This is a genomic window from Planococcus sp. FY231025, from assembly GCF_052078085.1.
Taxonomy (GTDB): Bacteria; Bacillota; Bacilli; order Bacillales_A; family Planococcaceae; genus Planococcus.
In genome coordinates this window covers 552227-565288 of record NZ_JBQJJG010000005.1, presented here as the reverse complement: position 1 = coordinate 565288, position 13062 = coordinate 552227, and the positions used below count along the sequence as shown (strand labels likewise).

General features: G+C 51.7%; 12 protein-coding genes. 6 read left to right on the top strand and 6 right to left on the bottom strand.

Annotated features, from left to right (window positions below; genetic code table 11):
- Positions 1–37 precede the first annotated feature (37 nt).
- Positions 38–616: a TVP38/TMEM64 family protein gene (locus ACTL32_RS09195; protein ID WP_441341159.1), complete on the bottom strand. Its 579-nt coding sequence runs from the start codon at positions 614–616 to the stop codon at positions 38–40.
- 33 nt (positions 617–649) lie between these two features.
- Positions 650–1162: a GNAT family N-acetyltransferase gene (locus tag ACTL32_RS09190; protein WP_441341158.1), complete on the bottom strand. Its 513-nt coding sequence runs from the start codon at positions 1160–1162 to the stop codon at positions 650–652.
- 171 nt (positions 1163–1333) lie between these two features.
- Between ACTL32_RS09190 and ACTL32_RS09185 the strand changes: the two genes are divergently transcribed.
- Complete coding sequence (locus ACTL32_RS09185) at positions 1334–2791, top strand: aldehyde dehydrogenase family protein (protein ID WP_441341157.1); 1458 nt, start codon at positions 1334–1336, stop codon at positions 2789–2791.
- A gap of 40 nt (positions 2792–2831) precedes the next feature.
- Here the strand turns inward: ACTL32_RS09185 and ACTL32_RS09180 are convergent, their stop codons facing one another.
- The gene (locus ACTL32_RS09180) at positions 2832–3812 is read right to left on the bottom strand and encodes an ion channel (RefSeq protein ID WP_441341156.1); all 981 of its coding nucleotides are present in this window, start codon (positions 3810–3812) and stop codon (positions 2832–2834) included.
- A gap of 156 nt (positions 3813–3968) precedes the next feature.
- On the opposite strand from ACTL32_RS09180, the gene ACTL32_RS09175 reads away from it, so the two are divergent.
- Positions 3969–4676 carry a GDSL-type esterase/lipase family protein gene (locus tag ACTL32_RS09175; protein WP_441341155.1) on the top strand — a complete coding sequence of 236 codons (708 nt, stop codon included), beginning with the start codon at positions 3969–3971 and terminating at the stop codon, positions 4674–4676.
- A 212-nt stretch (positions 4677–4888) separates the two neighbouring features.
- Positions 4889–6322: a carbon starvation CstA family protein gene (locus ACTL32_RS09170; RefSeq protein WP_441341154.1), complete on the top strand. Its 1434-nt coding sequence runs from the start codon at positions 4889–4891 to the stop codon at positions 6320–6322.
- A 12-nt stretch (positions 6323–6334) separates the two neighbouring features.
- Here ACTL32_RS09170 and ACTL32_RS09165 read toward each other — a convergent pair whose 3' ends face one another.
- Positions 6335–7066, bottom strand: a complete 732-nt coding sequence (locus tag ACTL32_RS09165; protein ID WP_441341153.1) for a FadR/GntR family transcriptional regulator — start codon at positions 7064–7066, stop codon at positions 6335–6337.
- Positions 7067–7252: 186 nt separating this feature from the next.
- On the opposite strand from ACTL32_RS09165, the gene ACTL32_RS09160 reads away from it, so the two are divergent.
- The 3 genes from ACTL32_RS09160 (at position 7253) to ACTL32_RS09150 (ending at position 10757) form a co-directional block, all read left to right on the top strand.
- A complete protein-coding gene (locus ACTL32_RS09160; RefSeq protein ID WP_441341152.1) occupies positions 7253–8656 on the top strand; it encodes an FAD-binding oxidoreductase in 1404 nt (467 codons plus the stop codon).
- Entirely contained in the window at positions 8653–9645 is a 993-nt protein-coding gene (locus ACTL32_RS09155; RefSeq protein ID WP_441341151.1) for a bile acid:sodium symporter family protein, read from the top strand. Before ACTL32_RS09160 ends, ACTL32_RS09155 begins: the two co-directional genes overlap by 4 nt.
- Positions 9646–9794: 149 nt before the next feature.
- Complete coding sequence (locus ACTL32_RS09150; protein WP_441341150.1) at positions 9795–10757, top strand: TRM11 family SAM-dependent methyltransferase; 963 nt, start codon at positions 9795–9797, stop codon at positions 10755–10757.
- 629 nt (positions 10758–11386) lie between these two features.
- Here ACTL32_RS09150 and ACTL32_RS09145 read toward each other — a convergent pair.
- Both ACTL32_RS09145 and ACTL32_RS09140 read right to left on the bottom strand, forming a co-directional pair.
- Positions 11387–12088 (bottom strand): DUF2294 domain-containing protein, encoded by a 702-nt coding sequence (locus tag ACTL32_RS09145; RefSeq protein ID WP_441341149.1) that lies wholly within the window; start codon positions 12086–12088, stop codon positions 11387–11389.
- A 107-nt stretch (positions 12089–12195) separates the two neighbouring features.
- On the bottom strand, positions 12196–13047 hold the full coding sequence (locus ACTL32_RS09140; RefSeq protein WP_441341148.1) for an NAD(P)H-hydrate dehydratase: 852 nt from the start codon (positions 13045–13047) through the stop codon (positions 12196–12198).
- Between the last annotated feature and the right edge of the window lie 15 nt (positions 13048–13062).

Sequence of the window (13062 nt, the reverse complement as noted above, 5' to 3'; positions counted from 1 at the left end):
GATTATCCTGCACTGGTTTTTGAATGGGAATTTTTCGTCAAGGGGAATGATTGTGTTTGTTCTGTTCCCCGAATGGCAGCGGCACCTGATGGATTTTGTTCAACAGGGAGTAGAGCAATGCAAGCACGGCAAACATCAGGAGTGTCAAATACCAAGGGAGATTGGTGATTACATCACCGAATCCCGTATAGAGGATTGACGGCAAAAGCACTCCAAGCAAAGCATAGTACATATATTCCTTGAAGTTTTTTGTCATTTCCATCAGGTAGAAGGAAAGAAGGTGGAAATGGACAAATGGCATGATTCGCAAGATCATCACTTGCGCAATCGACAGGTTTCTGTCCGGCAATAATTTATTCTTCAACTTGTTCATCTTTGCTTCGAATTTTGGCATGTGCCGAATGATGAGATAAAAAATCAGGTTCATCGAACCCAGGCCGATAAAATTATAAAGTGCACCTTGCCAAAAGCCGAACAGCACCCCGCCTGCAATGCAGACAACGATCACCGGCAGGAAAAAAACCGGGCGCAGGATATGCAATAGGATGAAAAGCGGCGGTGCAAGCCATCCCATGCTAATAATGAACATTTCTACATCCAAAAGGAAATTCTCCATATCGATTCTCCAGTCTTTTAGGGAAGTCCCTTATTACTCAAGGTCTTTAACCCAAATGGCATGGGGCTGCCCAATCCCCCAGTAATCTTCCAGGATGATGTTTGGTTGGCCCAGTTGTTTAGTCCAGTATACGCGCGAACTTGAAAAGCCGGCGTCAAGGAAAAACCGGGCGCCAGGACTTTCTTTGGCCTTCTCGAATACTGAACGGAACAGGAACTGCCCGACGCCTTTCCGTTGGTGGCTTGGATGGACATAGACGCAGCCGATTTCGATATCCGACTCTACGGCGTTCGCGTGTGAGACAGCTATCGATCCAGGAGGCACGAGGGCTGCGGTTCCGAGCAGGGTGCCTTCGGATTCAATGATGTACATGCAGGGGCCCGCATATTGCAAACTTGCAGCCGCCACCATGTTCAAACGTTCTATTTCATTTTCAAGGAGCCCGGGCTCATCGATGCCTTCGCGGCGGATCAGATCTGCCAGACAGGCTTCGAAAAGCGCTGAAGCGTTTTTCTTATCGGACATTTTCAGCTTTCTGAAATTCATCGGGCACCTCTCCTGTTCGCTCTTCTATCTTTTCTAAATTCTACTATATGCTCTTGCATAATGCTTCTTTCGTGTCTGCGGAAGGGGCGAATGTAAGCGGGAAGATGTTTTTTTTACAGAATAACGGGAACAATAAAATTGTTGACTGGAGTTTAGAAAGGGGTTTTACATTTGACTGCATACACAGATCTTGACAAGCAATTCATCGGGGGAACATGGCGCGAAGGGACAGGATCAAAGGAAATTGAAGTGGTGAATCCGTACACACAAGAGCAAATTGCCTCGTATAAATCTGCCGGCATCGCCGATATCGACGAAGCCTATACACATGCAAAAAGCGTTCAGAAAGAATGGGCGGCTGTAAGCGCATTCGAACGGAACCGCATAATTGAAAAAGCGGCAAGCATCATGGAGGATCGGCGGAGCGAAATCGTCAAAGTGCTTATTGAAGACGCCGGTTCGACATTCATCAAAGCGAATGTTGAAGTCGATTTCTGCATCGCTATTACCCGGCATGCGGCATCGTTTCCGTTCCATGCCGAAGGCTCCATTACACCTTCAATCATACCGGGAAAACAGAATAATGTCCTGCGCAAGCCGCTAGGCGTGGTCGGCGTCATCGGGCCGTTCAACTTCCCAATGTATCTAGCGATGCGGTCTGTAGCGCCGGCTTTGACGGTAGGGAATAGCGTCGTCCTTAAACCTGATTCCCAGACATCGTTTTCGGGCGGGACACTCATCGCTAAAATCTTTGAAGAAGCAGGCGTCTTGCCGGGAGTGCTCAGCGTGGTGGTCCCGGACATCAGCGAAATCGGCGATGCCTTTGTCGAGCATCCGATTCCGCGCATGATCTCATTTACCGGTTCAACCGGCGTCGGCCGCCATATCGGCGAACTATGCGGCCGGAATATCAAGAAAGTCGTTCTTGAGCTTGGCGGCAACAATGCATTCGTTGTCCTGGAAGATGCCGACATCGAACGGGCGGTGGAAGGTGCCGTCTTCGGCAAATACATGCACAGCGGGCAAATCTGCATGGCTGTCAACCGCATCATTGTCCATCAGGACATCTATGAAGAATTCACGAAAAAGTACATTGAATTGGCCCAAAAGATTAAAGCGGGGGATCCGCACGACGAGAAAACACTGATCGGTCCGCTGATCAACCAAAAAGCGGTCAAGCGCCTGCTCGGGGAAGTGGAGAAGGCGAAAGCGGAAGGGGCGGAAATTCTGCTCGAAGGGTCAGTCGACGGCAACGTCATGACGCCTTACATCCTAAAAGGAACAAATGAAAACTCGACTGCGAAAAACGAAATGTTCGGTCCGGTCGTGACGATCATTCCGGTTGCCGATGAAGAAGAGGCATTGCGGGTGGCAAACGACACTGAATTCGGATTAAGCGGTTCTGTCCATTCGCAAGATCTCGAAAAGGCAATGAAATTCGCAGAACGCATGGAGACTGGAATGGTGCACATCAATGACCAGAGCGTCAATGATGAACCGCTTGTCGCTTTCGGCGGCGAAAAAGCTTCAGGGCTTGGGCGATTCGGCGGCGAATGGTCGCTGGATGAATTCACCACATTCAAGTGGATTTCCGTGCAAGAAGAAAAACGCCAATATCCATTTTCATAAACGCCAAAAAGCCGCTTTTTGATAAAGCGGCTTTTTTTATTCATTCCCATGGACTTTCTACACCGCTTGCATGGGCCAAGCCGACCAGCTGTTTCCGGCGTTCAGACAGGCGGTCGAGCGCTTCGTTGAATTCCTCAGCGGAGACGGTTGGCAATCCCGCAGCTTGCAGTTTAGCAAGATCCGGGGGCGGCGGCAACGGCCCGGCGCTGATGTCCATGGTTTCCAGGTAGCTCTGCGCAGTCCGGCGCATTTCTTTAATGAGCAAGCCGTTCGGACGATGTTCTTCAGGGATGCCGAACCGGAATACCGTCAATGCCTCATCAAGTACGATGACAGCGACCGGAACCGATTCCTGCCGCTTCTCGGCGTAATAATAATGCAGGATCGGATACGCGCTGTGCTGGGACGTGATGGTGCTGAGCTGGGAGGAGAAGCTGCTGAGAAGCAGATGGACATTGTGAAAGTCGTTACCGTCCCAGGAATCGGTGACGATTTCTTCGGCGCTGCTGCCGATCGACAAAACGCTCTCTGCAAAAGCCCTTTTCAGCGTGACGGCCCCGAGTACCGACAAGAGGTAGGTGACGCCGAGCGTGATGAACATCATGCCGGTGCCCGTTGCGATTACCGTGGCAATTTGCCAGACACCGGTAGTCGGTGCGTAATCTCCGTTGCCGAGCGTGAAAATCAAGTAGCCGGCATAGTACAGCCGCTCGACCCACGTCGCGGGGGTGCTGTCCGTAGAGTTGACGATGGCGCTTTCGTTTCCTGAAAACACGAGCGTCCATCCTGCCCACAGCAGAAAAATCCACATCAGCAATGTCGCCGACAGAATGACCGGTCCGGCTAAACTAAGGATTTTCGGATGGTCGCGGCTCCATTTGCGCATGAATGCCCAGATGGCGCTCGATAAGCGGTCGGTCAACGGCCCGGCTCCGCCGTCGACCCACAATGTTGTCCAGATGAAATCGGCGATGGCTGCAATCACCAGCACGATGCCGATGATTAAAAAGAACGTATTCATTTTCCGGTTCCTCCGTTCTAAAGATGTTGGCTTTTATGGTACAGAAATGGAAGGGAAATGTAAAAGGGCAGGCTTCTGCGACGGGCACCAAAATCGTGGGAATCTGTTTTTTATGTTAAAATAAGGAGAGATAAATTGAAAGGGACGTGTTGCAACTTGGACAAAATTGCACGCTCAGGCGCCCTTTTGAAAGGGTTGCCATTTTTGCCATCGAAAAAAGAAGAACGTGAATTATTCATAAAACATATCGTCATTTTAGGGGATTCGGTCGCCTATGGCTACGGGACGCGCGGAGGCATCGCCAAACATTTGAAAGAGGCGTTCCCCGGCACCACGGTCACCAATCTGGGGATCAATGGATTGACAAGCAACGGACTGATCGGCCGGCTGCAGGAAAACCGGTGGGATTCCGTGCTCCAGTCAGCGGACATGGTCCTATTGAATATCGGCGGGAATGATCTTTTGCGGGGATTCCGCACGCACGGTGCCAAGGGGCTTATCCGCCAATTTGCGGTCATGAAACGGATTTACCGGAAAAATTTATTGGCGATTTACCGCCATATCCGGGAACTGAACGAAGAAGCCATCATCGTCCAGAACAACCTCTACAATTCCATGAAAAAAAACGTCCAGTACTTCGGGTTCACGGACCTGCTGCTCCGCACCTGGAATCGGGCCATCGGAGAAGAAGGCGTCATCATTTCACGGACGGATCCGATGAACAAGAAAGAAGGGATCTGGCTGGATGATATCCATCCGAACGAAGAAGGCTATAAACTCATGCACGAACTGCTGATGCAGACTTTGGAAGGGACCGGGCTCCGCGTCAAAGGGCATGAAGAACCAGCGCAGGCGGAACACTGAAACAGGCACATATCTACAGCCGGGCTTAACGCCCGGCTGTTTTTATTTCGGAAAAATTCAAATTGACTAATGGATTTAACTGTAATAATCTTAAATTCAGCATAAATTTGGAAAGCCCGCATTTTATTTTCGCGGGGACATACGGGGGAGGGGACCGGCCGCTATCCGGCCATTGCAGCAAGTGTTTACAAAAAAAGAATAGAGGTAGAAAAATGATCACATTTTTAGTTTCCATCGCATTATTGATTGCAGCTTATTTTACATACGGCAAGTATATCGAAAAAATGTTCGGCCCAATGGCGAACCGGAAAACACCGGCCTATGCCAATCAGGACGGCATTGACTTCGTGCCGATGAATAAACATAAAAATTCCTTGATCCAGTTGCTGAATATCGCCGGAACCGGTCCGATTTTCGGGCCGATCATGGGGGCTCTCTATGGTCCGGTCGCGTTTTTATGGATCGTCATCGGCTGTATCTTTGCAGGTGCGGTACATGATTACCTGACGGGCATGATTTCAATCCGCAACAAAGGCGCTCATATTCCGGAGCTTGCCGGCAAGTTTCTTGGCGCGGCTTCCAAGCACGTCGTCAACTTCTTCGCCTTGCTGCTGTTGCTGCTTGTAGGCACCGTCTTTGTAACGACGCCGGCGTCGCTCCTTGCGATTCTGCTTGACGGAAAAGTGGCTGTCGGCATTTTGATCGCTGTTATTTTCGTTTATTATTTCTTGTCGACGATCTTGCCAATCGATAAAATCATCGGCCGCCTTTATCCATATTTCGGTGCTGTCCTGCTGATCGGAACGATCGGGGTCGGTGGCGCATTGTTGTTCTCTGAATATAAAATTCCCGAATTGAACCTGGTGAATATGCACCCGGCGAATCTGCCGATCTTCCCGATGTTGTTCTTCACCATTACTTGCGGGGCATTGTCCGGGTTCCACGCGACCCAATCGCCGATCATTTCGCGGACCACCCAGAATGAATCACAAGGCCGCTACATCTTCTACGGCATGATGATTGCTGAAGGGATCATCGCTATGATCTGGGCAGCAGCAGCCATGAGCATTTTTGATGGCCAGACTTTGAGCACCATCATCAATTCCGGAACGCCTTCTGCTGTCGTCAACGAAGTGTCCATGACGCTCCTTGGTGCTGTGGGCGGTACCATCGCGGTCCTTGGCGCCATCGTCTTGCCGATCACGTCCGGCGATACCGCCTTCCGTGCAGCGCGATCCATCATCGCGGATTACATCAAGATGGATCAGCAAAAGGTCGCAAAACGCCTGTTGATCGCTGTTCCTTTGTTCGCTGTGTCCCTGGTGCTGACCCAAATCGATTTCAATTTGCTGTGGAGATATTTCTCTTGGGCCAATCAGGCAACCGCTGCGATTGCTCTTTGGATCGCTACGATGTACCTGTATATCCAAGGAAAAAACTATCTGGTGTCCTTGGCGCCGGCCATCTTCATTACGTATATGGTTTTTGTCTACATCTTGAACCAGAAGATCGGCTTCAACCTCGATCTTGATGTGTCATTTATCATCGGTTTGATCTTGACGGTCATCCTTGTCGGCATGTTCTTCGCCAAAGCGCGCAAGAACCGTGCAGACGATGTGGAAACCGTCGTCGCCGTAGAACAATAAGAAAAAGCGGACTCACTCGAGTCCGCTTTTTGTTTTGGCCGGATGTATCACGGAACGGTTCAATTCCAGCCGGATGCGGGAAATGTGCTTTTCCATCAGCCGTGCTGCAAGGGCGGCATTGCCTGAGGCGATGGCCAGGAAAATCTCCTGGTGTTCTTCGTACGTATCTTTATGGCGGCTGGCGTCCACAAACCGGTGGCGCCGCGTCGCGCGGATATTGTCTTCCATGCGTTTGGCAAGTGTGCCCATCATGTCGATCAACAAGCGGTTCTTCGCAGCGCGCGCAATCTGCAGATGGAATTCAAGATCTGCTAGCACTCCGGCTTCAGGATCGTCAATGGCCTCCTTCATCCGGCCCAGCGCTTCCTGAATCGCATCCAAATTCTCAGGGGTCGCCCGCTGCGCAGCCAGCGAAGCAGCTTCGACTTCGAAGGCCCTGCGCAGTTCTAGCATCTCATGAATGAAATGAGTTTCGGCATCATCGAAGTGGGAGGACAGCACACGGCTCAGTTTTGTAAGTTCTGTCGCGGCGATAAAACTGCCGCCTCCGCGCCGTATTTCGATTGCGCCGTTCATTTCCATAACTTTCAAAGCTTCGCGGATGGAAGTGCGGCTGACGCCGAACAGCGCTGCCAGATCCCGTTCAGCAGGCAGGCGGTCGCCCGGCTGCAAGCGGTTTTCGAGCAAGTATACTTCGATCTGTTCCACGACAAGTTCATACGTTTTTTTCTTCGGATTCTCCATGCAATCTCTCCTAGCTGCCAGGAACTTTGCTTTCACCATACCAATTCTAAAAAAATTAAGCAATGTCTGAAAATTTTGCATTGAAAGTTTCAGATTATTATGTATAATGAACTCTATTGGTTGGACCAATTTGAATGAAAACAAAATGCAACACCGATCCCATTATGAGAAATGGAGCGAGCAAAAATGGCAATGGACAATCTGGAAACTATACACGAAGCTTTGCGCGAACACCTGAAAGAAGATCAAATTTCCGTCAACGAAACGGTACGGGAACTGCACGGCCGCGATGAATCGTACCATTCGATGAAATTGCCGGACATCGTCGTTTTCCCGGAGACTGCGGCTCATGTGGCTGCTGTGATGAAAGTATCGAAGCAGTTCCAAATGCCGGTCGTGCCGTTCGGTCTCGGTTCGAGCCTGGAAGGGCATGTGATTCCTCAAAGCGGGGGGATTACCATCGATTTTTCATTGATGAACAAGGTCCTAGCCGTTTATGAAGAGGATTTCCTGGTCAAGGTGCAGCCGGGCGTCACGCGTACGCAGCTGAACAAGGAATTGAAGAAATACGGTTTGTTCTTCACGGTCGACCCGGGAGCGGATGCCACACTCGGCGGCATGGTCGCAACCAATGCCAGCGGAACCACTTCCGTCAAGTACGGCGTCATGCGGGATCAAGTGAGGGACCTTGAAGTCGTCCTTGCTGACGGCACCATCATCCATACCGGCAGCATGGCTGCCAAATCCTCCTCAGGCCTCCATTTAAACGGCCTTTTCACCGGTTCGGAAGGGACGCTAGGCTGCTTTACGGAAATGACGCTGCGCGTCTATGGCATTCCCGAGCATATCACAGCAGCCCGTGCATCGTTTCCGTCCGTCAAGGATGCCGTGGAAGCGGTCGTGTCCATCCTGCAGGCGGGCATTCCGATTGCCCGTGTGGAACTCGTGGATGAACAATCGGTGCGCCAGGCCAATCTCTTCAGCGACACGGCCTATCTTGAAAAACCGACGCTGTTCATGGAATTCCATGGCAATGAAGCGGGATTGAAGCAGGATGTCGAATTCATGCAGGAAATCGTCCTGGGACATGGCTGTGAAGAAGTAGCTTTTGAAACGGATACCGCCGGCCGGAACCGGCTGTGGGAAGCGCGGCATAACTTGGCCTATGCTTATATCCACGGATACCCGGGCAAAAAAATGATGGTTACCGATGTCTGCCTGCCAATATCGGAGCTTGCCGGGGCTGTCGGGCATGCCAGGGAGAATCTCTTGGCGCTCGGCTTGCCCGGCGGCATCGTCGGCCATGTTGGGGACGGCAATTTCCATGCACTCATTATGATGGATATGAACGATCCTGAAGAAGTGGCAAAAGCGCAGGAATTCAATGAACGCATTGTGCTATATGCGCTCGAACGCGGCGGAACATGCACCGGCGAACACGGGGTCGGCATCGGCAAGCAGAAGTACCAGGAGCGGGAGCACGGCGCAGCGCTGGCGGTCATGGAGAAAATCAAGCGGGCGCTGGATCCCGACAATTTGTTGAATCCGCATAAAAACATCAAAGCAGAAGCGAAGGAGATAATAAAATGAAGATGCTCGAGTCATTAAGTTCATTTGCAGGAAAGTATTTCGCCGTGTGGGTCATCTTGATTGCATTGCTTGCGTTTTTTATTCCGGAAGCGTTTCTCGGTTTCGGCAGCTATATCACGATCCTGCTTGGGGTCGTCATGTTCGGCATGGGGCTGACGCTGAAGCCCGTTGATTTTAAAATTGTGCTGACCCGGCCGCTGCCGGTGGTTATCGGCGTTGCCGCGCAGTTTCTAATCATGCCTTTTGCAGCATTCGCCATCGCTTATTTATTGAAACTTCCGCCTGAACTGGCAGCCGGCCTCGTACTCCTTGGCTGTGTGCCAGGCGGAACCGCTTCGAATGTCATGGTCTATTTGGCAAAAGGGAATTTGGCGCTTTCGGTTGCCATGACTTCGCTGTCGACATTGATGGCACCCATCATGACGCCTTTGCTGCTGCTCCTGTTGGCTGGGCAATGGCTGCCTGTCGATCCGTTGGCCATGTTCCAGTCAATCATCCAAGTCATCATCATTCCGATTGCGCTCGGATTCCTCGTACAGCGCTTTTTCCCGGGAGTGGTCAAAAAAGGCATCACGATTGTGCCGCTGATTTCTGTAGCAGCCATCCTGATCATCGTTTCGGCCGTGACGGCTGCAAATGCGCAAAATGTTATCAGTTCAGGGTTTATCGTCTTCCTGGCTGTGTTCCTGCATAACGGATTCGGTTTGCTGCTCGGCTATTTGACAGCTATGGCGATGGGCTTGTCAGAAAACGACCGCCGGGCCATTTCGCTGGAAGTCGGCATGCAGAACTCCGGCCTCGGCGTCGCATTGGCAACTGCCCACTTCAGCCCGCTCGCGGCATTGCCGAGCGTATGGGGGGCAATTTGGCACAATATCTCAGGGCCGATTCTTGCGACGGTTTGGTCGAAAAAGCCGACAACCGGACCGCAAGCGGCGCGCACTGTCCGGACTGGCTCTGTACCTGCGGGCATCAAAGCCGGAAAGTAAAGCTTGGTTCATCTTCATCCTCGAACATAATGAAAAAGCCTGCATGGTGTCTATGCGCCCTGCAGGCTTTTCTGTGCAGCTGAGGCAGTTCGCGCTATACTGGTAAAGCTAAGCGACTTTGCAATAAAAGCGAGAAGGACGGGAATTTTTTGAACCGATTGATGCCAAGAGGCGAATATCTTTACACATATGCCTATACAGAAGATGAGAAAGAACTTTGCGGCTTGGAGATGCGGTCGTTTTTTGGAGCCGGCCATACCGGCAAAATCATAAAAAGCAGGACAGCGGTCGATCCGGACCGGAGCCCCTTCATGAAAGAGCGGATCGATATCCTTTTCGAGGAAGAAGGCCTGGAAGGGATTGTCGACCGGGCGTCTGCTATCTCGATGGAAGGGCAGACGTTCAAGGTCATCTTCGTCAAGATCAACGGCGAACCGGAAGCGGAGAAAACCGGATACGATGAGAAGCGGGCTGTAGAATCCCGGATCGGTAAGGTGATCCAAGGGAAAGCCGACATGCAGGAACCCGACGTCGTATTCGGCTTGCTTCCGTATGGAGGGCGCTGGTATTTCGGACGTTACCAGCTGGCAGAGCCGGTGTGGTTCAGGCATCAGAAAAAGCCCAAGCAGTATTCGACCGCTTTAAGCACGCGGGTCGCAAGGGTAGTGGCCAATATCGCCGCCCCTGAAATCGAAGGCGTCCGGGCGATTGATCCGTGCTGCGGCATCGGTACGGTTTTGGTGGAAGGTTTATCGATGGGAATCGACATTGTCGGCAGGGATGTGAATCCGCTCGTCGTTGTGGGATCAAGGGAGAATATCGCCCATTTCGGATTGTCGGGAGAAGTGGTGCATGGCCCGATCGCTGAAGCAACCGGCCAATTCGATGTCGCGATCATCGATATGCCTTATAATCTCTACACCAGTGCAACGCCTGCGGATCAGCTGTCGATTTTGTCGCATGCGCACCGGATCGCTGAAAAACTGATCGTCGTCACATTGGATAATTTGGATAGCATGATCGCAGAGGCAGGATACGCCATAACGGACCGCTGCATCGCTAAAAAAGCCGGATTTTCACGGGAAGTCGTCGTTTGCCACAGGGCACAATAAATCGCAATTAAAAAGAGGCGCTGATGCGCCTCTCAAACTTTAGACAAAGTCTAATTTAAATGAATAGAGATGCATAAGCCCGACCGGGCTGGCCACTTCGCTTTCCGTGGGCTCGGCTTCAGTCTCCTCGTCACTGAAAAACCATGCTCCTGCATCGCTGCGCTAGCTTCGTCGGAAAGACTTGGTAAGCCAAGTCTTTCCTGTGGGGCATTCAGCTGGAGTCGCTTCGCTGCTCCCACAGGAGTCTCCGTGGCCAGCTCGCTCGGGAGCGTCACCTGTACCAAAAAGAAAAGATTAGAATTCTGATTCTGCTTTAATCTGTCAGAAACACGCCGCTGGCTTCAAAATCCGAAACGGAAGGCGGCGAGCAAGTTGGTCGAAGGCAGTTCGGCCAACTTGTTTGCGACGAAGCAGCGAAGCGATGCAGGAGCACCGGTTTTCCCTGCGGGGTAGCGCAGTGCCGAAATCCACTCGGACGCCAGGCCGAGTTAGTTCGGTGCGAGCCCGCGGAAAGCGTCCGCCTGAAGTGGAGGATTCGGTATAATTTATTCTAAATGTACGGTTATTCTTTTAGATGAGTAAATATTCTTTTGTCTACTAGTTCAGAGGCGCTGATGCGCCTCTTTTTTTTATTTTGTTTCTACAGGGCTAAGCAGAAACACCGAGTAGCTGATGTCTTCATCAAAATTCCAATCTACGAACATTTCCGCTATGTCACGTCCTAGTACCGATTCGAGCGGCACTTCGCTCATCACTTTGTGTTCGAGCGGCCGTTTGGCAAGTTTCAATTCTTCCACAAAACCGTTCTGGATCAGTTCCTTTTCAATACGCACTAAAATTTCCGACCGTTTAACGAGGATGGTCCGGTCATTCATCCAGAACGATTCTGTTTTGCCGGGGGTCTTTTCCGCTTTGAAGCTTGCCGCATCGATCGTTTCTTCAAATGCCTTCTGATCAACTTCCTTTGGCCATTTCAATGTGTCCGCTGCAGGTTCTTCATTCAAAACGGCGATGATCATGCCGGTTTTATTTTCCAGATCCCAGTCGGCATAGATTTCTTTGACCTCCAGTTCGGCAATCTTCCATAACGCGAGAATGATTTCGGAACGCAGGTCGTTCATCATCAAATCCCGCGTCTGCAGCACGCGCTGGAATTCTTTTTGCTTCACGAGAATGGCTTCCATGGGTGCGAGGAAACCCCGGAAGTGGATGGTGATATAAGGGCGTTGGATGCTGACATAGACGGAAGTCGGCCCTTTTCCGAAGTTCGAACGGAGCAGCGTTGAAACATAGCTGCTGATTTCTGAATGCAACGTCTTTTCTTGCGGCAAGTAAAGCCCTCCTTGGAAAGCAATGTGTATTTTTTGATTTCTATCAATTATATACATAGCAATGACCATAGTAAAACCAATAAGCGGCCAGGATTTACGGAGACACTTTACCGTTCGTACTGTTTCCAGACTTCAGGCAGCATGCCGGTTATCTCATGGGCGAGCATCGTATGCGCAGAGCGGGTGCGGACCCATTCATCGGCGCAGGCGCCGTGGAGGTGAACGGCATTCAAGACAGCATGGCGCCAGTCCTCATGGCAGCACAGCATGCCGAGAAGCATGCCGGTCAGCGTATCGCCGGTTCCGCCTTTTCCGAGCGCTGAGTTGCCCGTCGGATTCTTCCATATCTCACCGTCCGGAAATGCAATCAGCGTTTCGTGGTCTTTCAAAACGATGGCAGTGCCCCATTCCCGGGCCGATGCTTGGAGCAACGGGATGCGGTTTTCAGCAAGTTCCTCTTTGGATACACCGGTGATCCGGGCGAATTCACGCACATGCGGCGTCAGGATGGTGGGAGAGGCGCGTCTTGGATACTCCCGTTTGGACAGCGCGCCGGCGTCGAGCACGACCGGATGGCCGGATGCCAGCAATGCGGCGACCGCTTTTTCGGTCATTTCATCCGGCGGCAAGCCGGGGCCAGCTGCACTAGCACGGTATGGATCAAGATCAAGAGAATGTTCTGCGGTTTTTTGGACCCCGTCGCGGATATAGGTGGCTTCCGGTAGAAGCACGACGATGGCGGTTGCCACTTCCGGAGCGGTGGCGATTTCCAGTTTGCCTATGCCGGATCGCATGGATGCCAGCGCAGCAAGCAGCGCCGCTCCAGGCATGTCGCGCGTTCCGGCGAGAAGCAGGCCGGTTCCGAACGTCCCTTTATGGCCGTCCTCCCGACGGATGGGAAGGGAGGCTTCGACATGTTTTCTGGTCCAGAATGGAATCCCAGTGTTGCTCGCACTCATGGCCATCTCTCCAAT

Excerpts from the sequence above, each read along its gene's own strand:
- ACTL32_RS09195 (WP_441341159.1), bottom strand. The coding sequence starts at position 616 with ATGGAGAATTTCCTTTTGGATGTAGAAATGTTCATTATTAGCATGGGA.
- ACTL32_RS09160 (WP_441341152.1), top strand. The coding sequence starts at position 7,253 with ATGGCAATGGACAATCTGGAAACTATACACGAAGCTTTGCGCGAACAC.
- ACTL32_RS09165 (WP_441341153.1), bottom strand. The coding sequence starts at position 7,066 with ATGGAGAATCCGAAGAAAAAAACGTATGAACTTGTCGTGGAACAGATC.
- ACTL32_RS09140 (WP_441341148.1), bottom strand. The coding sequence starts at position 13,047 with ATGAGTGCGAGCAACACTGGGATTCCATTCTGGACCAGAAAACATGTC.
- ACTL32_RS09155 (WP_441341151.1), top strand. The coding sequence starts at position 8,653 with ATGAAGATGCTCGAGTCATTAAGTTCATTTGCAGGAAAGTATTTCGCC.
- ACTL32_RS09170 (WP_441341154.1), top strand. The coding sequence starts at position 4,889 with ATGATCACATTTTTAGTTTCCATCGCATTATTGATTGCAGCTTATTTT.
- ACTL32_RS09180 (WP_441341156.1), bottom strand. The coding sequence starts at position 3,812 with ATGAATACGTTCTTTTTAATCATCGGCATCGTGCTGGTGATTGCAGCC.
- ACTL32_RS09190 (WP_441341158.1), bottom strand. The coding sequence starts at position 1,162 with ATGAATTTCAGAAAGCTGAAAATGTCCGATAAGAAAAACGCTTCAGCG.